This window comes from Lutibacter oceani, assembly GCF_003384935.1.
Lineage (GTDB): Bacteria > Bacteroidota > Bacteroidia > Flavobacteriales > Flavobacteriaceae > Lutibacter > Lutibacter oceani.
The window spans coordinates 555,866-576,905 of record NZ_QTTQ01000011.1; the positions used below are offsets into that span (position 1 = coordinate 555,866).

Below are 21,040 nucleotides of genomic sequence, written 5' to 3' on the forward strand. Positions count from 1 at the left end.
CATAAAGTATCATTGTCATTAAAACAATATTTTCACTTATAAACAGTTTATCAAAAAAGACATTGTTAAACTTCTATAAGCAAATAGAATTATTTATATTTGCACGCTATTTTATATATGAAAAAAATATTTTTTTTTATTGCATTTATCTGTATCACAACAACTTCCAATGCTCAAATTAATGAAATTGGAATAATTGCTGGTGGTAGTAATTATATTGGAGATATAGGCTCTGAGTACTATATTAACCCAAATAGTTTTATGGGTGGTGTAATTTATAAATGGAATGTAAACCCCCGTGTTGCATTAAGAGGAACATTTACATTTACACAATTAACAGCAGACGATGCCAATGCTACAAACAATGAACGTAAATTAAGAGGCATCCATTTTAACAATAGCTTAAAAGAGTTGGCTGTTGGGTTAGAGTTTAACTATTTTGAATATAATTTAGATGACTTCAGAAAAACAAAAACACCCTATTTACTTATTGAAATAGCCGCATTTAATTATAAAACAATTACAAATCAGAACAGTGATTCTTCTTATGAATATGGCACAAACACTTCGTTTGCAATACCCTTTGGAATTGGTTACAAAACAAAACTTTTTGGCGATTTTGCATTAGCTCTAGAAATTAGAGCTCGTTATACTTTTGTAGATGATATTGATTATAACAATAACGAAATAACAGCATTAACATTTGGAAACCCAAATAGTAATGATTGGTATATGTTTAGTGGTTTCTCATTAGTATATTCTTTTGGAAGACCACCTTGTTACGCAACACCCTATTAATGAAGGCTTTAGAAACAAAAATACTTAAAAATAAGGTTCCAAACCATGTTGCAATAATTATGGATGGCAATGGTAGATGGGCAAAACTTAAAAACAAACCTAGAGTATTTGGCCATAAAAATGGTGTTAATTCTGTTCGTGAAACTATTGAAGGTTGCCGAGAGTTAGGAATTAAATATTTAACATTGTATGCCTTTTCAACAGAAAATTGGAATCGACCAAAATTAGAAGTTAAAACCCTAATGTCTTTATTAGTTTCTTCTCTTAAAAAAGAATTAAAATCTCTGCTAGAAAATAATATAAAATTAATTACCATTGGTAACTTAAACGATTTGCCAAAAAGTGCTAGAAAAGAGCTTACAGAAGTAATTGAAAAAACTAAAAATAACACTGCTTTAACCTTAACTTTAGCTTTAAGTTATGGATCTAGAGATGAAATTGTTAATGTTATCAAAAATATATCAAAAAAAGTTGTTAATAATGAACTTCAAATTGAAGAAATTAACGAAAATATTATAAATAATCATTTATATACGTTTTCTTTGCCTGATGTTGATTTTTTAATTCGCACAAGTGGTGAAAAAAGAATCAGCAATTTTTTATTGTGGCAAATAGCGTATGCCGAATTGTACTTTACAAACACACTTTGGCCAGATTTTAAGAAAGAAAATCTTTTTAATGCAATTTTAGAATATCAAAATAGAGAACGAAGGTTTGGAAAAACCAGTGAACAAATTGAAAAAATAAATGAATAATTTAAAAATAGCCCTTTTACTTTTTACTGTTATTTTAAGTTTTAACTCGCTTAGCGCCCAGGAAGAACAAACCACTAATAGTAAAGATGTTGAAATTAAAAATAGTGAAATTTCAAACGATACTATTAAAAATGATACTCTTAATATTAATATCCCAAAAATAGATTCCACTTTCGTGAAAGACAGTTCCTATGAACTTGGAGGAATCACCGTAAAAGGACTTAAAAAGTTTGAAGAACAAACTGTAAAAGTTTTTACCGGTTTAAAAGATGGGCAAGAAATTAAACTTCCTGGAGATAAACTTACCAGTGCTATTAAAAAATTATATGAAACAAAGCAATTTAGCAATGTTGAAGTTTATGTTGCAAAAATTGATGGTAATACCGTTTATTTAGAGTTTGAAGTTGAAGAACTTCCGCAATTAAATAATATAACTATTCAAGGTATAAAGTCCAGCAAAGCAAAAGAACTTCAAAAAGATGCTGAGCTAAAAAAAGGCGCAATGGTAACAGACAATTTAATAGTTACTACAACCAATTATTTTAAAAAGAAGTACCAAGAAAAAGGTTTCTTAAAAACCAAAGTTACTTTAGACACGAAACCAGATACTTCAAGTGTAAATACTGTGAATATGTTGGTTCATATTGATAAAGGTGAAAAAGTTAAAATAAAAAATATCACTTTTGAAGGAAATGAAGCTTTTAGTGCAAAAAAGCTGAGAAAGGCAATGAAAAACACCAAAAAGAAAATGCTTGGTAGGTTTTGGAAAGGATCAAAATATATTGATGCCGACTTTAAAGAAGATTTAGAAAATATTATTACTGTTTATAGTGAAAAAGGACACAGAGATGCACGAATTATAGATCATTCACTAACTTGGAATGATGACAATACACTAAACTTAAACTTAAAAGTTGAGGAAGGAAAAAAATACATTTTTGGAGATATTAGCTTTATAGGAAACAGCAAATATACCGATGATCAATTGCAACGCATTTTAAGAATTGAAAAAGGTGATACCTATAATGGTAAAGTTTTAAAAGAAAGAGTAACAGGAGATGGTTCTCCAGATTCAGAAGATATCTCAACAGTTTATCAAAATAACGGATACTTGTTTTCACGTGTATTACCTGTTGAAACCAGAGTAAATAACGACTCTATTGATGTTGAAATTCGTATTTATGAAGATCAGCAAACTAAAATTAAAAAAGTAACTGTAAATGGAAACGACAGAACAAATGACCATGTTATTTACAGAGAAATTACAACAAAACCAGGGTATTTATATAGTAAAGCTGACATTATTAGAACCATTAGAGAGATTGGTCAATTAGGATTTTTTGATGCAGAAGCAATTACTCCAGATATTCAACCAAACTATTCAGACAAAACAGTTGATATTGATTATACCGTTGCAGAAAAAGGTTCTAGCCAAATAGAATTACAAGGTGGTTATGGTGGAGGATCTTTTATTGGAACTTTAGGACTATCCTTTAATAACTTTTCAACACGAAATATTTTTAATAAAAAAGCCTACAGACCGCTTCCTATGGGAGACGGACAAACATTATCATTACGTTTACAAAAAAGTAGGTATTATACAACTTCAAGTTTTTCTTTTACAGAACCTTGGTTGGGTGGTAAAAAACCTAGATCACTATCCTTTTCTATTTATAACTCTAAACAGTTTAGGTATGATTATTACACGAATAAAGTAGATAAGGATCAACGTTTAAATATAGTAGGAGCAACTATTGGATTAGGTCAACGTTTACAATGGCCTGATAACTATTTTACGTTATCTCAAAGCATTAGCTACCAGTTATACGATTTAAAAGATTATCCTATTTCAACGTTCTCATTTTCAACTGGTCAATCAAATAATTTAGCATATAATATTACTTTAGGAAGAAGTTCTGCCGGACCAAACCCTATTTTCCCAAAATCAGGATCCGACTTTAGTATTGGAGCTAAAATTACTTTCCCTTATTCTTTAGTGAATAATAAAGATTATGAAACCCTTGAAGATCAAGAAAAATACAGATGGTTAGAATATTATAAAGCAAGTTTTAAAGGTAAATGGTATACTGCTTTAACCAAAGATTTAGTTTTAATGTCTAATGCTGAATTTGGAATTTTAGGCCATTATAACAAAAAATTAGGCGACTCTCCGTTTGAAAGATTTTTTGTTGGAGGAGATGGAATGGCTTCTTACCAATTAGATGGTAGAGAAACAATTGCTTTAAGAGGTTATGAAAATGGACGTTTATCTTCAATTGCTGGTGGTACTATTTATAACAAATTTCAAATGGAACTTAGATATCCTATTACTTTAAAACCTTCAGCATCTATTTATGCATTAGGATTTTTAGAAGCAGGTAATTCATACGATGGCTTTAGCAACTTTAACCCATTCCAATTAAAAAGATCTGCTGGTTTAGGACTTAGAATCTTTATGCCTGCCTTTGGTTTGTTAGGAATTGATTTTGCACATGGATTTGACCCATTACCTGGAAGTACTGAAAAATCAGGATGGCAAACACACTTTATTATAGGGCAACAATTCTAATGTAAAACTGTTATATTTGTAAATAAAATTTAAAATGGCACGGTTTTTTCTAAATACATATTAGTTATGACAAAAAAAGTTCTTTTATTTGCGTTTGTAATTTTGAGTTTTTCATCCATTGCTCAAAAAGCCCAAAGAATTGGTTATATTGATATGGAGTATATATTAGAAAATATTCCTGAGTATAATGAAGCCCAATCTAAACTAAATTCTAAAGCTTTAACTTGGCAAAATAATATTGAAAAACTACAACAGGAAATTGAAGCATTAAAAGCTGAATTAAATATTGAAAAAGCTTTAATGACTAAAGAATTAATTTTGGATAAAGAAGAAGATATTCAAATTAAGAATTTAGAATTAAAAAAAATGCAAGATTCCTATTTTGGAGTAAATGGTGATTTGTTTTTGTTAAGACAACAACTAGTGCAACCAATTCAAGATTTAGTTTACAATGCAATACAAGATATTGCTGTTAAAAGAAAATATGATTTTGTTTTAGACAAATCAACCGATTTAATAATGTTATACACAAATAGTCAGTATGATATTAGTGAATTAGTAATAAAAAATATTACAAAAGAGAAAAAATTAGATGCTATAAAAGAAAAACAAAAGGGTATAAACTCAGGTGTTGTAAATAGCGAAACAGATTCTCAAGAAAATATTGAGACGGCTAAAAAATTAGATGAAAGGGAAGCAAAAAAAGCCGCATTACAACAAAGAATTGAAGATAAAAGAGCTGCTCAACTAAAAAAGAGAGAGGAATTGAAAAAAGCAATTGAAGCTAAAAGATTAAAAAGAATAAAAGATATTGAAGACGCTAAAAAAGCACAAGAAGAAAAAAACAAGAATAATTAATTTAAATAACAAGAATAAAATGAAACAATTTAGAACTTTATTATTAATTGCAATAATTACTTTAGGGTTTAACTCCGTTCAAGCACAAACTAAAGTAGGTCATATAAGTACTGATTTATTATTAAGTCTTATGCCTGAAACTAAAACTTTGAATGCTGATTTAGAAAAATTAAGTAAAACTTATGAATCTGAATTAAAAGCAGAAAATGATAAGCTTACAGCTAAATTAAAAAAATATGAAGCTGAAGTTGCTTCTCAAACTGATGAAGTGAACCAACAAAGACAAATGGAAGTTCAACAAGATCGTCAAAATTTATATCAAGCATCTCAAATTGCTCAAGAAGATATTGGAAAAAAGAGAGACGAAAAATTAAAACCAATTTTAGAAAAAGCTAGAAAAGCAATTGAAGATGTTGCAGCTGAACAAGGTTTTACTTATGTTTTAGACGCTTCAAGCATTATTGTTGCAAATGGTACAGATTTATTACCAGCAGTTAAAGCTAAATTAGGTATTCAATAAAAATATATACTTTAGATATAAATTTAAATCCCGCAATAGCGGGATTTTTTATACATTTATAATTCAAAAAAAAGATTTCTACAAAGTGAGTAATCAACCTATTGGCTTATTTGATTCAGGTATTGGAGGCACTTCAATTTGGAAAGAAGTAATAAAACTACTGCCCAATGAAAATACCATTTATTTAGCAGATAGTAAAAATGCACCATACGGTGAAAAAAATACTGAAGAGATTATTGAATTAGCTAAAAAAAATACTGAATTTTTAATTTCAAAAGGTTGTAAATTAATTATTGTTGCTTGCAATACAGCAACTACGAATGCAATTGATTTTTTACGCAAAAACTATCCTATTCCTTTTATTGGAATTGAGCCAGCAATTAAACCTGCCGCTCTTTTAAGTAAAACAGGTGCTATTGGAATATTGGCAACCAAAGGAACGCTTACAAGTAAACTTTTTGAAAAAACTGCTAAAGAATATACTAAAAATATTACCACCATAGAGCAAGAAGGTGAAGGTTTGGTTCCGCTAATTGAGTCTGGAAAACTAAATTCACCAGAAATAAAAAAATTGCTTCACAAATACTTAAAACCAATGTTAAAATTTAATATAGATCATTTGGTTTTAGGCTGTACACATTACCCTTATTTAATTCCTCAAATTAAAGAAATTTTGGGTTCCACTGTAAATATTATAGATTCTGGCCAGGCAGTTGCCAAACAAACAAAAGCCGTATTAGAAAAAAATAATTTATTAGCTACTAGTACATTAAAAACATCGTATCATTTTTTTACAAATGGAAAAAAAGAAGTTTTAGAATCAATTTTAAATGATGCTTCTTCAGAATTTACTATTGAACAACTAAATTATTAAATGAGTTAAGAGTTGAAGCGATATTCTTTTTTAGATTTTCATACAGGTTAATCTCCAAAAAAATATAGCATAAAACCTGAACTGAGTGAGGACAACAAGCTATATTTTATACCAACCTGAATATTTTACATAATTATCTGCAATTCTGTTTATTTCACCCGAAATTAATTCCTGGCTAATATCCTTCACTTTTTTTGCTGGAATGCCCGCATAAATTGTACCTGACTCTATATGCGTACCTTTGGTTACAACAGCTCCCGCTGCAATAATACTGTTACTTTCTACAATGCAATCGTCCATAACAATTGCTCCCATCCCAATTAATACATTGTCATGAATTGTACAACCGTGTACCATTGCATTATGCCCAATGGAAACATTATTTCCAATATTTGTTGGGTATTTTTGGTATGTTGCGTGGATAACTGCACCATCTTGAACATTTACCTTGTTTCCCATCTTTATATAATGCACATCACCTCTAATTACTGCATTATACCAAATACTGCATTGATCTCCCATTGTTACCTCACCAATTATCACTGAGTTTTCTGCTAAAAAACAATCGTTTCCAAATTGTGGTTTATGTCCGTTTAATTCTTTTATAATCATTATTTAATTCGTTTTAAAAATTAAAACATTCTGTTTGTTTTACCTCCTCTTTCATTCCAAAATCTCCTTGCACTAAAGCATCCAAAGTTAAATCCTAAAGTAATTTGATGATAACCAGCATCATCAAATAGAATTTCTCCTGCTTGCTTAGTATATGTATAAGAAAACATATATTTTTCAAAATTAACACCAATTATAGGTGATATATAATTTAATTGCTGAATATCAATATTATCAAACCCTCTTCTGTATGATAAAGCTGCCCATAGTTTAGCAGTAGGAAGTTCTTTGTAGACTTTCATATTAAAATCAACAAATTTTTCATTTGTTCTTTCAATATATTGAATCATAATTGATGGTTCAAACTCTATCGTTTTTCCATTTTTAAAATAATCAAAATAATATCCAAAAGAAAGTAAATACCTTCTTAAATTAAGAGATTCATAATCTTTATTGTACAAATTTCTAGCACTTAGCATTAAGTTTTTTACAGTTAAATAACTAAAAAAGTCTACAGCATGGTAAGCCATGCTAAAATCTGCATTAAAATAATTTTCGCTTTGTACAATTTGAGATATTACCGGATCAGGAATATCAAAAGAAGTTTCATCTAATTTATTACTAACCATCATCATAGAAAGTCCAAATGATAATTGCTTATAATCTTCTGCCCTACCTAATTCTAAATGGTAGGCATATGTACCTTGAACTCCTTGTTGGCTATGATACCCATTTTTATCATTAAAAATAATTAAACCTAATCCTGCTTTTTCACCAAATTTTGTATGGATATTTAAAGTTTGTAAAGATGGAGCATCCTTAATTCCACTCCATTGGTTTCTTGCTGTTAACCTAACATTGCTACAATCTCTAAAACCAGCTGCAGATGGATGAACTAAATATACATTGTCCGATAAATAATCTGTATATATTGGAAGTGTTTCCTGAGCTTCAACGTAAATTGTTGAAATAAAAAAACATAGAAAAATAAAAACCCCGTAATTTTTCATTATTATAAATAAACTACCAAATATATGATATTTATAACTATTTTAAGATTTCAAATTTCATAAAATTAATAAAAAGATTAAAAACTTAACGTTGTTCTTTATACAATCAATTTTCTATTTATTTTAAAAAGATTCTTTAGTATTTAATACTAATACCATTGAATTTAACAAGATTTTAATATCCAGTAAATTAAAATTTATACCTTTGTGAAATCTAATGAGACAGTTTTTTACAAAAATAACAGCAGTTTTAATGGCGTTTGTAGTGCTTTTTTCTACAATGTCATTTACAATTAGTGAACACTTCTGTGGTGATTACTTAGTTGACAGCGCACTATTTTCTAAAGCTGAATCTTGTGGTATGGAAATGCAAAAACCATCACCAACAAAAGATTGTAGTATAAATAAAGACAACTGTTGTAGTGATATTTTAAAACAATTTGAAGGTCAAAGTGAGTTAAAAACCGATGTTTTTAAATTAAATTTTGAACAACAAGTTTTTATTACCTCGTTTGTTTGCAGTTATATTAATTTATTTGAAGGATTAGAAGAAAACATCATTCCTTTTAAAGATTACTCACCCCCATTTATAGTCAAGGATATTCAAACACTTGACGAAATATTCTTAATTTGATTTTAAGTTTTTTAGGAAAATAACCCAATTAGAGTTTCTAATTTGGGCTTGTTTTGTTATTCGTATTTTATTGAAAAAAATATTTTTCTAAACACTTAACTTAAATTATTATGCTACATAAAAGCATTAAATTTTTAATAGAAAATAAATTAGTCGCAGTTTTATTATTAGCACTGTTTATTGGGTGGGGCGTTTCAACTGCTCCGTTTGACTGGAAAACAGGAAATTTTCCAAGAAATCCTGTGGCTGTTGATGCCATTCCTGACATTGGAGAAAATCAACAAATTGTTTTTACAAAATGGTCAGGCAGATCACCACAAGATATTGAAGATCAAATAACGTATCCTTTAACAACTTCCTTATTAGGAATACCAGGTGTTAAAACCATTCGAAGTTCATCAATGTTCGGATTTTCAAGTATTTATATCATTTTTGAAGAAGATATTGAGTTTTACTGGAGTAGAAGTAGAATTTTAGAAAAATTAAATTCACTTCCAAATGGATTACTTCCCGATAATGTACAACCAACTTTAGGTCCAGACGCTACAGGATTAGGTCAAATTTATTGGTATACACTTGAAGGGCGCGATGAAAACGGAAATGTAACTGGTGGCTGGGATTTACACGAATTGCGTAGCATTCAAGATTACTATGTAAAATATGCGCTTTCATCTGCTTCAGGAGTTTCAGAAGTTGCTTCTATTGGTGGTTATGTACAAGAATATCAAATAGATGTAAATCCAGATATTTTAAAAGAATACAATATTTCACTAGAACAAGTAGTAAATGCAGCTCGAAATACTAATAAAGATATTGGAGCAAAAACCATAGAAATAAATCAGGCGGAATATTTGGTGCGTGGATTGGGTTATATAAATTCTGTTGAAGATATTGAAAATGCAGTGGTTGTTTCAAAAGATTTTACTTCCATATTAATTAAGGATATTGCCAAGGTATCATTAGGTCCAGCTGAACGAAGAGGTATTTTAGACAAAGAAGGTGCTGAAGTTGTTGGTGGTGTTGTGGTTGCACGTTACGGTGCAAATCCAATGGAAGTAATTACCAATGTAAAAAAGCAAATTACAACTATTGGAGCAGGTTTACCCTCCAAAGTTTTAAAAGATGGTAGAACTTCTCAGGTAACCATTGTTCCTTTTTATGATAGAACAGAATTAATTCAAGAAACCTTAAACACCCTAGATGAAGCATTAACCTTAGAAATTTTAATTACCATTTTAGTAATTATTGTAATGGTATTTAATTTAAGAGCATCTGTTTTAATTTCTGGATTACTGCCTATTGCTGTTTTAATGGTGTTTATTTCTATGAAACTGTTTAATGTTGATGCCAATATTGTAGCACTTTCAGGTATCGCAATTGCTATTGGTACTATGGTTGATGTGGGTGTAATTCTCTCTGAAAATATCATTCGTCATATGGATGAAGATAGCAATAAAACACCTATCAATAAACTAGTTTACAATGCAACTACAGAAGTTTCTGGAGCTATTATAACTGCAGTAATGACCACCATTATAAGTTTTATTCCTGTTTTTACTATGATTGGTGCAGAAGGTAAATTATTCGGCCCTTTAGCATTTACAAAAACAATGGCTTTAACAGCCTCCTTAATTGTGGCATTATTTTTAATTCCTCCTTTTGCCGCTTGGTTATTTGGTTTTAAATTTTCATTAAAAAAAGGAAGATATATTGGTAGTTTTGGGTTAGTTATTGCTGGTATAATTGGTATTATTGGCGGCTATTATGCTGCATTCCTTCTTATTGCTTTTGGTATTTCTAGTAGTTTAAAAATCAGTAAAATACTTTCAGAAAAAAAAGCGAACCTTATAAATATTGTAATTTCAACAGTTGCTATTGTTGTATTTTTAAGTGCGTACTGGAGACCTTTAGGTGTAGATAATTCTATTTTCACAAACCTTATTTTTGTAAGTGTAATCTGTTTTGGGTTATTGGGAATTTTTATATTATTTAGAAGGTCATATATTACTATTTTAAAATGGGCTTTAAACAATAAAATCTTGTTTTTAAGTATTCCAACAATAATTATTGTATTTGGAGTAAATGTTTGGGAAAATACAGGAAAAGAATTTATGCCGGCATTAAATGAAGGTTCTTTTTTGTTAATGCCTACTTCTATGCCACATTCAGGAATTGCCGAGAATAAACGCGTTTTACAACAATTAGATATGGCTGTGGCAACCATACCTGAAATTAAAACCGTAGTAGGAAAAGCTGGAAGGGTTGAAAGCGCATTAGACCCTGCTCCACTTTCTATGTATGAAAATGTAATTATTTACAAACCTGAATATAAATTAGATGAAGATGGAAAGCGTTTAAAATTTAAAATAAATGAAGATGGGTTGTTTGAAACAATTACAGGACCTTTTATTGCTTCAGGAACAAAAGTTGAAACCAATAAATTAATTGAAGATTCAGAAGGTGAATATTATAGAAACTGGCGTAAAAACATAAAATCGGCAGATGATATTTGGAATGAAATTGTTCGAGTTACAAAATTACCAGGCGTAACCTCAGCACCTAAATTACAACCCATTGAAACGCGTTTAGTAATGTTGCAAACTGGTATGCGTGCACCAATGGGGATTAAGGTTAAAGGACAAAATTTAGTTCAAATTGAAGCGTTTGGTTTACAATTGGAAAACATTTTAAAACAAGTTCCAGGAGTAAAAAAAGAAGCTGTTTTTGCTGATAGAATTATAGGAAAACCATACTTATTAATAGATATTAATAGAGAAAAATTAGCACGTTATGGATTGGCAATCAATAATATTCAAAGCATTTTAGAAGTTGCCATTGGTGGTAAATTATTAACGCAAACTGTAGAAGGAAGAGAGCGTTATGGAGTTCGTGTTCGTTATCCAAGAGAAAAAAGAACAAGTCCTTCAGATTTAGAAAAAATTTATATTCCAACACCAAATGGTAATCCAGTTCCCTTATCTGAAGTTGTTACCATTAAATATGAACAAGGTCCACAAGTAATAAAAAGTGAAGACACTTTTTTAGTGGGTTATGTATTATTTGACAAATTAGATGGTGAGGCTGAAGTAACTGTAGTTGAAAGAGCTCAGGAAGTAATACAAGGCAAAATTGATAACGGTGAATTGGTAGTTCCAAAAGGAATTAATTATCAGTTTACTGGAACCTACGAGAACCAATTGAGAGCAGAAAAAACCTTGTCGTTGGTAGTTCCGTTAGCTTTGGTAATCATCTTTTTAATTTTGTATTTTCAATTTAAATCTGTAACCACATCTTTAATGGTATTTACAGGAATAGCCGTTGCTTTTGCAGGTGGATTTATAATGATATGGTTGTACGGAGAATCGTGGTTTTTAAACTTTGAAATTTTTGGAGTAAATCTTCGCGAACTTTTTCAAATGCACCCCATTAATTTGAGTGTTGCTGTTTGGGTTGGTTTTATTGCATTATTTGGTATTGCTACTGATGATGGTGTAGTAATGGCGACTTATTTAACACAAACTTTTAAACAAAATAAGCCAAGTACAAAACAAGAAATTAGAGCTTCAATAATTGAAGCAGGTGAAAAAAGAATCCGTCCTTGTTTAATGACCACAGCAACTACAATGTTAGCGCTTTTACCTGTTTTAACATCAACAGGTAGAGGTTCAGATATTATGATTCCAATGGCAATACCAAGTTTTGGAGGAATGCTCATTGCATTAATTACCTTATTTGTAGTACCGGTTTTATTCAGTTTTAAAAAAGAAGTTTCATTAAAAAAAATGAAAAATGAAAACTAAACTTATTTATATAGTAGTGTTTTTAATAACACTAACATCAAAGGCACAATCCTTACAAGATTATTTAAGTATTGCAGTAAAAAACAATCCTGAATTGCAAACTATTCAATATCGCTATAAAAGTGCCTTAGAAAAAGTAGTTGAGGTTGGAAGCCTTCCAAATACTACCATTTCAGTTGGATACTTTGCTCAAGAGGCAGAAACTCGTGTAGGTGCACAAAAAGCTAAAATTTCGGCAACACAAATGCTACCTTGGTTTGGTACTTTAACCGCTAAAGAAGAGAGTGCCAAATTAAATGCTGCGGCACAATTAAATAATTATGATTTTGCAAAAAGAAACCTCTTTTTGAATGTAAAAACAGCCTATTTTGAATTGTATGAACTAAAAGAAAAGGAACGTATTATTTTAGAGAATATTGATATTCTAAAAACATTTGAAAACTTGGCTTTAAATGAACTTGAGAACAATCGTTCAACAATGCTGGCTGTTTTAAAAATTAGAATGGAAAAAAATGAACTTACAAATCAATTAAGTGCTGTTCAGGAAAGTTTTAAGGCTAAACAAATTGCTTTTAATTTATTGTTAAATAGAGAAGAAAATAGCAATGTAAACATTATTAAAGAGGTTGGTAATTTAAAATCAGTAGATTTTGAAAAAGAACAAATTACACAAAACCCTAAAATGTTACAATTGAATAATTTGAAAAATGCTTTAGAAAAATTGGAACTGGCTACCAAAAAAGAAGGGTTGCCAACTATTGGAATTGGGTTGGATTATGGGTTTATTCAAAATAGAAATATTGTTGATTTGGAAGATAACGGGAAGGATATTGTAATGCCAATGGTTACCTTTTCATTTCCACTTTTTTCAAAAAAATACAGTTCTAAACAAAAGCAATTACAGCTAGAACAAAAAGCTATTGAATTAAGTAAAGTGAATACCTTTAATAAATTAAATACTCTTTTTGAAAAAGCTAAAAGTAACCTTGAAAGCTCAAAGATTTCAATAACAACGCAAATTAAAAATATTGATGAAGCAACTAGTGCAAAAAAAGTATTGTTGGCAGCTTATGAAACTTCCAAAGTAGATTTTGAGCAACTCTTGGAAATTCAACAATTACAATTAAAATTTCAATTAAAAAAAGTGATTTCAGAAAAGGAATACGCCATTCAGAAATCAACCTTAGAATTTTTAACTAAAAATGAATAACAAATGAAACATTTATATAAAATATCTGGAATGACATGTGATGGTTGCAGAAGCAACATCGAAAAAGCATTAAATAAAATTGAAGGAGTTACAAATACTGCTGTTAATTTAGAAAATGCTGAAGCTACTATTGAAATGAAAAATCATATCTCAATTGAAACATTTCAAAAAGCAATATCCAATAAATATACAATACAAGAAAAAGTGTCAGATTTTAAAGTTAAAAAAACTATTACTCCACCTGAACATAAAGAAAGTGAATTAAAACAGCTTTTTCCATTATTTTTAATTATTGGATATATAACGTTAGCTTCTATATTAATAAACAGAACTAGCTTTAACTTTAACTCATTTATGCTAGATTTTATGGGACTGTTTTATATTGTTTTTAGTTTTTTTAAACTTCTGGATTTAAAAGGGTTCCCTGATTCTTTTAAAATGTATGATCCATTAGCTAAAAAAATACCAATTTATAGCTGGTTGTACCCTTTTATTGAAACAGCTTTAGGGCTTATGATTCTAATGCGGTTTCAAATTAAATTTGCGCTAATAGTTACTATAATTATTTTAGGTTTAACCACTGTTGGAGTTGTAAAAATATTGATAAATAAAAAATCAATTCAATGTGCCTGTTTAGGAACCGCATTAAAATTACCAATGACTAAAGCCACATTTATTGAAAATGCAATTATGCTAATTATGGCATTTTGGATGTTATTAAATTAAATGAAAAAATAAGAAAATGAAAAAATATATAATTTACATAGGAATACTAGGTGTTGGATTTTTATTAGGAGGATTGATTTTTGGAAGCCTTTCAACTAAAAGTGACGAACATAATCACAAAACTACTGAAACTAAAAATCAGCTTTGGACCTGCTCCATGCACCCACAAATTATGCAACCTGAACCTGGTGGCTGTCCAATTTGTGGAATGGATTTAATTCCTGCAGAAGCTGATGGAAATGGATTGGAAGCAAATCAATTTACAATGTCACAAAATGCTTTAGCCTTAGCAAACATTGAAACTACAATAATTAGCAGTACTTCAAATTTAGCAAGTAATATAATTCTTTCAGGAAAAATTAATGAAAATGAAAAAACAAATGCTATTCAAACAAGTCATTTTGGTGGAAGAATTGAAAAATTATTTGTAAACTCAACTGGTGAAAAAATTGACCAAGGACAGCTTTTAGCTTTAGTTTATTCACCTGAACTAGTTACGGCTCAAAAAGAATTGCTAACAGCGCTAGAATCTAAAAATAATGATGTTTCATTATACAATGCAGTTAAAAATAAATTAAAACTTTGGAAACTCTCAGAAAATCAAATTAATAAAATTGAAACCTCTAAGAGCATTATTACCAACTTTCCTATTTACGCAAATGTTAGTGGAGTTGTTACTATGAAAATGGTGGAGGAAGGAAATTATATAAAAGAAGGCCAAGGCTTGTTTATGATTGCAAATTTAAATACTGTATGGGCAAATTTTGATGCTTATGAAAAACAACTTTCATCAATAAAAAAAGGTGATGAAATAAGTATTACAACAAATGCGAATCCAAATAAAAAAATTAAAACTAAAATATCATTTATTAATCCTGTATTAAATACTGCAACCAGAACAGTGATAGTTAGAGCAGAATTAAACAATAGAAATGGAGAATTAAAACCTGGAATGTTTGTAAAAGGGCAATTAACTTCTAAAAAAGATTTATCACAAAAAGAAGTTTTAATAACCATTTCTAAAACCGCTGTATTGTGGACAGGAAAACGTTCAGTAGTCTATGTGAAAAAGCAAGGTATAACACCTATTTTTGAACTAAGAGAGGTTATTTTAGGTAATGAACTTGGGGATTCATATGAAATTTTAGAAGGATTAAATGCAGGTGAAGAAATTGTTACAAATGGAACATTTACAATAGATGCCGCTGCACAATTACAAGGTAAAAAAAGTATGATGAACACTCCTGGAGGAAAGGTAATGACTGGACATGAAAATCATACAATGGATATGTCTGAATTAACAACTTTAACTTTTGGAGTTAGGGGTAACTGCACCATGTGTAAAGAAACCATTGAAAAAGCAGCATATAGCATTGCCGGGTTGTTAAAAGCTAATTGGAATGTTGATAAAAAGAAAATTGAAGTAACTTTTAACTCTAATAAAACCAATGCAATAGAAATCCATAAAGCGATTGCAGCTTCTGGGTACGATACTGAAAAATTTAATGGAGATTTAAATGCTTACAACAAATTACCTATATGTTGTTTATATGACCACACCATGAAAATGAATCAATAAAAAATAAAAAAAGCCATTTTCATTTTATGAAAATGGCTTTTTAAAATATTATTAAAGGTAAATTAAAGGTTTTCAACTAACCAATTCCCAACTTCACTTGTTTTATACGCTTTATTTTTTTCTGCTAAATCCTCGGTAACAACACCTTCAGCTAAAGATTTATTTACAACATTTTTAATTGCTTCCGCTTCTTCTTTTAAACCAAATGCCATATCAAACATCATTGCTGCAGATAAAATTGTTGCCAACGGATTAGCAATATCTAAACCTGTTGCTTGTGGATATGAACCGTGAATTGGTTCAAACAATTGATTTTCAGAACCAACAGAAGCACTAGGCATTAATCCCATAGAACCTGAAATTACAGATGCCTCATCAGTTAAAATATCTCCAAATAAGTTTTCAGTAATTAATACATCATAACTATTTGGCCATTGAACTAAACGCATTGCAACAGCATCAACAAACTCGTAAGAAACCTCAACTTCAGGATACTCTTTTTCCATTGCCTGAACTGTTTCTCTCCATAAACGGGACGTTTCTAAAACATTTGCTTTATCAACACAACATAATTTTTTAGTTCGCGTCATTGCTAATTCGAAACCTTTTTTAGCCAACCGTTGTACTTCAGCTCTGGTGTAAACACAGTTATCAAAAGCAGTTTCTCCTCCATCTCTTCTACCCTTTTCACCAAAGTAAATTCCGCCGGTTAATTCCCTTAAGAAAACTAAATCAGTTCCTTCAATACGTTCTCTTTTTAATGGAGAATTATCAATTAAGGATGGAAATGTAAACGTTGGACGCACATTAGCAAACAAGCCTAATTTTTTACGCATTTTTAACAAGCCTTGTTCCGGACGAACTTTAGCAGAAGGATCATTATCATATTTTGGATGACCAATAGCTCCAAACAAAACAGCATCAGCATTTAAACATATTTCATGTGTTTCATCAGGATAAGGTTCACCTACTGCATCAATTGCAGCCGCTCCGGTTAAAGCTGTTTTCCATGTAATTTCATGATTAAATTTAGTTGCAACAGCATCACAAACTTTTACTGCCTGATCAATCACTTCAGGTCCAATTCCGTCTCCTGCTAAAAGTGCTATGTTTAATTTCATTTGTATATTTTTATATTATTTTTTTTGTATTAGTACCTTAAATATTAAACGTAATTCAAAACTTGTTTTAGAATTTCACTATGAACAAATCCTGTATGTGAACTAAAAAAGTTCAGGTTAATGAACGTTTATTTTAAATTCCTTTATTAATTCTTTTTAAATATTTAACATTTTTTGAGTAGCTTTAATTGCAGATACTGTTTGATCTGAATCTAACCCTCTTGTAATAAATCTTTTTTCTTCTGTTTCCCAAGTAATTATTGTTTCACAAAGTGCATCAGAGGTGCTTCCGGGAGGTATTCTTACAGCATAATCAACTAACGTTGGTAAAGACAATCCTTTACTTTTATATATTTTTTTAAGTGCATTCATAAACGCATCAAATTGTCCATCTCCTTGGGCATGTTCCTGAATGTATTGGTCATCAATTTTTAAAGCAACTGTTGTTGAAGGTTTTAATCCTTTTGAATGGGTTAAAACATACGATTCAATAATAATTTTTTCTTGATATAAATTACTATCCAAAACATCTGAAATAATGTAAGGTAAGTCTTCTTTAGTAACTAATTCTTTTTGATCACCCAACTCAATTATGCGTTGTGTAACTTTTTTTAAATCTTCATCATTTAACTTTAGACCTAATTCCTGAAGATTTTTTTCAATGTTTGCTTTACCAGATGTTTTACCTAAAGCATATTTACGTTTTCTTCCAAAACGCTCAGGCATTAAATTATTGAAATAAAGATTGTTTTTATTATCTCCATCTGCGTGTATTCCTGCAGTTTGAGTAAATACATTATCACCTACAACAGGCTTATTTGAAGGAATTCTAACTCCTGAAAAAGCTTCAATTAATTTACTTGTTGAATATAAGGCCGTTTCTTTAACTTGAATTTCAACTTTATCTTTGAAGAAATCGTTAATAACAGCAACTACACTTGCCATTGGTGCATTTCCTGCACGTTCACCCATTCCATTAACAGTTAAATGCAATCCTTTTGCACCTGCTTTAATAGATTCCATTACGTTTGCAACACTTAAATCATAATCGTTATGTGCATGAAAATCGAAATGAACAGTTGGATATTTTAAAGTTATTTGAGAAAAATAGTTATATGTTTCAGAAGGTGTTAAAACACCTAAAGTATCTGGCAATAAAATTCTTTCTAATGGTAGTGTAACTAAAAAATCTAAAAATTGAAAAACATATTCAGGTGAATTATGCATTCCATTGCTCCAATCTTCTAAATAAACATTGGTTTTAATTCCTGCATTTTCAGCTAAATCAACTACTTCTTTAATTTCGGAAAAATGTTGTTCTGGAGTTTTCTTAAGTTGATGCGTTAAATGATTTAAAGATCCTTTTGTTAACAAATTTTGAACTTTCGCTCCAGCATTAAGCATCCAATCAATAGATTTTCCTCCATCAACAAATGTTAGCATTTCTACTCTTTCAATATAACCATTTAAATTTGCCCAATCAGTAATTGCTTTTACAGCCTGAAATTCTCCTTCTGAAACTCTTGCAGATGCTACTTCAATTCTATCAACATTTAATTCTTCCAATAACAACTTTGCTATGGTTAACTTTTCTGCTGATGGAAATGATACTCCTGATGTTTGTTCACCATCACGAAGTGTAGTATCCATTATTTCAATTTTTCTTTTTTCCATGTTAAAAACAACAATTTTATGTGAAAGATTTAATGTTTAAAAGCATTTTTCTTATTTTGTCAAACTGAGCTTGTTTAAGTTCTTTCAAATTACAAAAAGTTACATATTTCGACAGGCTCAATATGACAAACGAATAGCTTCAATTCGTTTCACTAATTTCAGAATAACAAGGTTTTTATTAAAAAGGTCTTGTCTCCGCAAACTCTTTAATTTCCTCTTTCATTTTTGCTAAATAATCTATATCATCAAAACCATTTAACATATTATCTTTTTTATATCCGTTAATTTCAAATGATTCCTGCTCACCAGAAACTAATAAAGTAATTGTTTGTTTTGGTAAATTAATTTCAATTTCAGTGTTTGGATCAACTTCAATTGCTTTAAAAATTTTATCTAAAAATTCAGCACTTACCTGAACTGGTAAAACACCAATATTTAAACAGTTTCCTCTAAAGATATCAGCAAAGAAACTTGAAACTACACATCTAAATCCATAATCGTACACCGCCCAGGCAGCGTGCTCTCTTGATGAACCTGAACCGAAGTTTTTACCACCAACTAATATTTTACCTGAATAAATTGGGTTATTTAGTACAAATTGCTCTTTAGGTGTATTGTCTGGATTATATCTCCAATCTCTAAATAAATTATCTCCAAACCCTTTACGCTCTGTTGCTTTTAAGAAACGAGCTGGTATAATTTGATCTGTATCTACGTTTTCAATTGGTAATGGAACCGCAGAACTTTTTAATATTTCGAATTTATCGTAAGCCATTATTTTAAGTTTAAAGTTAAAAAGTTGAAGTTGAAAGTTTTAATTCCCACTATTACTTATAACTATTCATTTTAAATTAGTTTGTTAAGTTTTTAAATTTATAAAGTCTAATTTATAAACTCAATAAAGTTCTAGGATCAGTTACAACTCCTGTTACGGCTGTTGCAGCTGCAACTAAAGGACTTGCCAATAATGTTTTTGATCCTGGTCCTTGACGGCCTTCAAAGTTTCTGTTTGAAGTACTAACTGCAACTTTACCTGCAGGAACTTTATCATCGTTCATTGCTAAACAAGCTGAACAACCTGGTTCACGCAATACAAATCCAGCTTGGTGGAAAATATCTAATAAACCTTCTTCTTTTATTTTTGCCTCAACAATATGTGATCCCGGAACTAACCAAGCCGTAATATTAGCTGCTTTTTTTCTTCCTTTTACAATAGAAGCAAAGGCTCTAAAATCTTCAATTCTACCATTAGTACAACTTCCAATAAACACATAATCTACTGGTTTTCCTATCATAGCTTCTCCTTCAGCAAATCCCATATAATCTAAAGATTTTTTATAGGTAGTTGCTCCTCCTTCAACTTGATCAGCGCTTGGAATATTTTTTGAAATTCCTGTTCCCATACCTGGATTTGTACCGTAAGTAATCATCGGTTCAATTTCAGTTGCACTAAAAGTTAATTCTTTATCAAACACTGCATCATCATCAGTATATAAAGTTTCCCAATAATTCATTGCTTTATCCCAATCTGCACCTTTTGGAGCTAACGGACGCCCTTTTACATACTCAAAAGTTTTTTCATCTGGAGCAATAATACCTCCACGAGCACCCATTTCTATACTTAAGTTACAAACAGTCATACGGCCTTCCATAGACATTTGCTTAAATACTTCTCCGGCATACTCAACAAAATAACCTGTTGCACCAGAAGTTGTTAATTTAGAAATAATGAATAATGCCACATCTTTTGGCGTAACTCCTAAACCAAGTTCACCAGTAATGTTGATTCTCATTTTCTTAGGTTTTGGCTGCATAATACATTGTGAAGTTAAAACCATTTCAACTTCAGAAGTACCAATACCAAATGCAATTGCACCAAAAGCACCGTGCGTAGATGTATGTGAATCTCCACAAACAATAGTTGCACCAGGCAAGGTAATTCCATTTTCTGGCCCCACAACGTGTACAATACCATTATTTTGGTGACCTAATCCCCAGTGTGATATTCCCCATTCCGCAGAATTTTCTTCTAAAGCTTTTAATTGATTCGCCGATAATGGATCTTCAACTGGTAAATGTTGGTTTATTGTTGGTGTATTATGATCTGCTGTAGCAAATGTTTTGTCAGCAAATAACACTGAATTATTTCTTTGTTTTAAACCCAAAAAAGCAACAGGACTTGTAACTTCATGAATTAAATGTCTGTCAATAAAAAACACATCTGGTCCATCTTTAATTTTACGAACAACATGTGAATCCCAAACTTTGTCAAATAATGTAGCACTCATTTAATTTTCTTT

17 protein-coding genes are annotated in these 21,040 nt (G+C 30.2%); 11 read left to right on the forward strand and 6 right to left on the reverse strand.

Annotated elements, in window-relative coordinates:
* The first annotated feature begins 117 nt into the window (after window positions 1–117).
* The 6 genes from porG to murI all read left to right on the forward strand — a co-directional run bounded on the left by porG (window position 118) and on the right by murI (window position 6,374).
* Window positions 118–798 (forward strand): type IX secretion system protein PorG, encoded by a 681-nt coding sequence (gene porG / locus BX611_RS11775; RefSeq protein WP_115881455.1) that lies wholly within the window; start codon window positions 118–120, stop codon window positions 796–798.
* On the forward strand, window positions 798–1,553 hold the full coding sequence (locus BX611_RS11780; protein WP_115881457.1) for an isoprenyl transferase: 756 nt from the start codon (window positions 798–800) through the stop codon (window positions 1,551–1,553). Before porG ends, BX611_RS11780 begins: the two co-directional genes overlap by 1 nt.
* Window positions 1,546–4,122 carry an outer membrane protein assembly factor BamA gene (bamA, locus tag BX611_RS11785; RefSeq protein ID WP_115881459.1) on the forward strand — a complete coding sequence of 859 codons (2,577 nt, stop codon included), beginning with the start codon at window positions 1,546–1,548 and terminating at the stop codon, window positions 4,120–4,122. The genes BX611_RS11780 and bamA overlap by 8 nt, the downstream gene beginning before the upstream one ends.
* A 66-nt stretch (window positions 4,123–4,188) precedes the next feature.
* Entirely contained in the window at window positions 4,189–4,980 is a 792-nt protein-coding gene (locus BX611_RS11790; protein WP_115881461.1) for an OmpH family outer membrane protein, read from the forward strand.
* A 19-nt stretch (window positions 4,981–4,999) separates the two neighbouring features.
* Window positions 5,000–5,500 (forward strand): OmpH family outer membrane protein, encoded by a 501-nt coding sequence (locus BX611_RS11795; RefSeq protein ID WP_115881463.1) that lies wholly within the window; start codon window positions 5,000–5,002, stop codon window positions 5,498–5,500.
* Between the two features lie 85 nt (window positions 5,501–5,585).
* The gene (gene murI, locus BX611_RS11800) at window positions 5,586–6,374 is read left to right on the forward strand and encodes a glutamate racemase (RefSeq protein WP_115881465.1); all 789 of its coding nucleotides are present in this window, start codon (window positions 5,586–5,588) and stop codon (window positions 6,372–6,374) included.
* A 99-nt stretch (window positions 6,375–6,473) separates the two neighbouring features.
* On the opposite strand, the gene BX611_RS11805 is transcribed toward murI, so the two are convergent.
* Both BX611_RS11805 and BX611_RS11810 read right to left on the reverse strand, forming a co-directional pair.
* Window positions 6,474–6,986, reverse strand: a complete 513-nt coding sequence (locus BX611_RS11805) for a gamma carbonic anhydrase family protein (RefSeq protein ID WP_115881467.1) — start codon at window positions 6,984–6,986, stop codon at window positions 6,474–6,476.
* Between the two features lie 20 nt (window positions 6,987–7,006).
* On the reverse strand, window positions 7,007–7,996 hold the full coding sequence (locus BX611_RS11810) for a PorP/SprF family type IX secretion system membrane protein (RefSeq protein ID WP_115881469.1): 990 nt from the start codon (window positions 7,994–7,996) through the stop codon (window positions 7,007–7,009).
* A 217-nt stretch (window positions 7,997–8,213) separates the two neighbouring features.
* Between BX611_RS11810 and BX611_RS11815 the strand changes: the two genes are divergently transcribed.
* The 5 genes from BX611_RS11815 (at window position 8,214) to BX611_RS11835 (ending at window position 15,945) form a co-directional block, all read left to right on the forward strand.
* Window positions 8,214–8,630, forward strand: coding sequence for an HYC_CC_PP family protein (locus BX611_RS11815; protein ID WP_115881471.1), 417 nt, complete (start codon window positions 8,214–8,216; stop codon window positions 8,628–8,630).
* A 110-nt stretch (window positions 8,631–8,740) separates the two neighbouring features.
* Window positions 8,741–12,430 (forward strand): efflux RND transporter permease subunit, encoded by a 3,690-nt coding sequence (locus BX611_RS11820; RefSeq protein ID WP_115881473.1) that lies wholly within the window; start codon window positions 8,741–8,743, stop codon window positions 12,428–12,430.
* Complete coding sequence (locus BX611_RS11825) at window positions 12,420–13,640, forward strand: TolC family protein (protein WP_115881475.1); 1,221 nt, start codon at window positions 12,420–12,422, stop codon at window positions 13,638–13,640. Before BX611_RS11820 ends, BX611_RS11825 begins: the two co-directional genes overlap by 11 nt.
* Before the next feature lie 3 nt (window positions 13,641–13,643).
* On the forward strand, window positions 13,644–14,366 hold the full coding sequence (locus BX611_RS11830; RefSeq protein WP_115881477.1) for a heavy-metal-associated domain-containing protein: 723 nt from the start codon (window positions 13,644–13,646) through the stop codon (window positions 14,364–14,366).
* A 16-nt stretch (window positions 14,367–14,382) separates the two neighbouring features.
* Window positions 14,383–15,945, forward strand: coding sequence for an efflux RND transporter periplasmic adaptor subunit (locus BX611_RS11835; RefSeq protein ID WP_162880048.1), 1,563 nt, complete (start codon window positions 14,383–14,385; stop codon window positions 15,943–15,945).
* 62 nt (window positions 15,946–16,007) lie between these two features.
* Here BX611_RS11835 and leuB read toward each other — a convergent pair whose 3' ends face one another.
* The 4 genes from leuB to leuC all read right to left on the reverse strand — a co-directional run bounded on the left by leuB (window position 16,008) and on the right by leuC (window position 21,028).
* Complete coding sequence (gene leuB, locus BX611_RS11840; RefSeq protein ID WP_115881479.1) at window positions 16,008–17,066, reverse strand: 3-isopropylmalate dehydrogenase; 1,059 nt, start codon at window positions 17,064–17,066, stop codon at window positions 16,008–16,010.
* 156 nt (window positions 17,067–17,222) lie between these two features.
* A complete protein-coding gene (locus BX611_RS11845) occupies window positions 17,223–18,740 on the reverse strand; it encodes an alpha-isopropylmalate synthase regulatory domain-containing protein (RefSeq protein ID WP_115881481.1) in 1,518 nt (505 codons plus the stop codon).
* Between the two features lie 178 nt (window positions 18,741–18,918).
* Window positions 18,919–19,515 carry a 3-isopropylmalate dehydratase small subunit gene (gene leuD / locus BX611_RS11850; RefSeq protein WP_115881483.1) on the reverse strand — a complete coding sequence of 199 codons (597 nt, stop codon included), beginning with the start codon at window positions 19,513–19,515 and terminating at the stop codon, window positions 18,919–18,921.
* A 112-nt stretch (window positions 19,516–19,627) separates the two neighbouring features.
* Complete coding sequence (gene leuC, locus BX611_RS11855; protein WP_115881485.1) at window positions 19,628–21,028, reverse strand: 3-isopropylmalate dehydratase large subunit; 1,401 nt, start codon at window positions 21,026–21,028, stop codon at window positions 19,628–19,630.
* Window positions 21,029–21,040 lie beyond the last annotated feature (12 nt).

What these genes read in the sequence shown, in the direction of transcription:
- BX611_RS11815 (WP_115881471.1), top strand. Translation starts at nt 8,214, where the DNA reads ATGAGACAGTTTTTTACAAAAATAACAGCAGTTTTAATGGCGTTTGTA.
- BX611_RS11790 (WP_115881461.1), top strand. Translation starts at nt 4,189, where the DNA reads ATGACAAAAAAAGTTCTTTTATTTGCGTTTGTAATTTTGAGTTTTTCA.
- BX611_RS11830 (WP_115881477.1), top strand. Translation starts at nt 13,644, where the DNA reads ATGAAACATTTATATAAAATATCTGGAATGACATGTGATGGTTGCAGA.
- leuB (WP_115881479.1), bottom strand. Translation starts at nt 17,066, where the DNA reads ATGAAATTAAACATAGCACTTTTAGCAGGAGACGGAATTGGACCTGAA.
- leuC (WP_115881485.1), bottom strand. Translation starts at nt 21,028, where the DNA reads ATGAGTGCTACATTATTTGACAAAGTTTGGGATTCACATGTTGTTCGT.
- BX611_RS11820 (WP_115881473.1), top strand. Translation starts at nt 8,741, where the DNA reads ATGCTACATAAAAGCATTAAATTTTTAATAGAAAATAAATTAGTCGCA.
- BX611_RS11825 (WP_115881475.1), top strand. Translation starts at nt 12,420, where the DNA reads ATGAAAACTAAACTTATTTATATAGTAGTGTTTTTAATAACACTAACA.
- porG (WP_115881455.1), top strand. Translation starts at nt 118, where the DNA reads ATGAAAAAAATATTTTTTTTTATTGCATTTATCTGTATCACAACAACT.
- BX611_RS11805 (WP_115881467.1), bottom strand. Translation starts at nt 6,986, where the DNA reads ATGATTATAAAAGAATTAAACGGACATAAACCACAATTTGGAAACGAT.
- BX611_RS11810 (WP_115881469.1), bottom strand. Translation starts at nt 7,996, where the DNA reads ATGAAAAATTACGGGGTTTTTATTTTTCTATGTTTTTTTATTTCAACA.
- bamA (WP_115881459.1), top strand. Translation starts at nt 1,546, where the DNA reads ATGAATAATTTAAAAATAGCCCTTTTACTTTTTACTGTTATTTTAAGT.
- BX611_RS11780 (WP_115881457.1), top strand. Translation starts at nt 798, where the DNA reads ATGAAGGCTTTAGAAACAAAAATACTTAAAAATAAGGTTCCAAACCAT.
- BX611_RS11835 (WP_162880048.1), top strand. Translation starts at nt 14,383, where the DNA reads ATGAAAAAATATATAATTTACATAGGAATACTAGGTGTTGGATTTTTA.
- leuD (WP_115881483.1), bottom strand. Translation starts at nt 19,515, where the DNA reads ATGGCTTACGATAAATTCGAAATATTAAAAAGTTCTGCGGTTCCATTA.
- BX611_RS11795 (WP_115881463.1), top strand. Translation starts at nt 5,000, where the DNA reads ATGAAACAATTTAGAACTTTATTATTAATTGCAATAATTACTTTAGGG.
- BX611_RS11845 (WP_115881481.1), bottom strand. Translation starts at nt 18,740, where the DNA reads ATGGAAAAAAGAAAAATTGAAATAATGGATACTACACTTCGTGATGGT.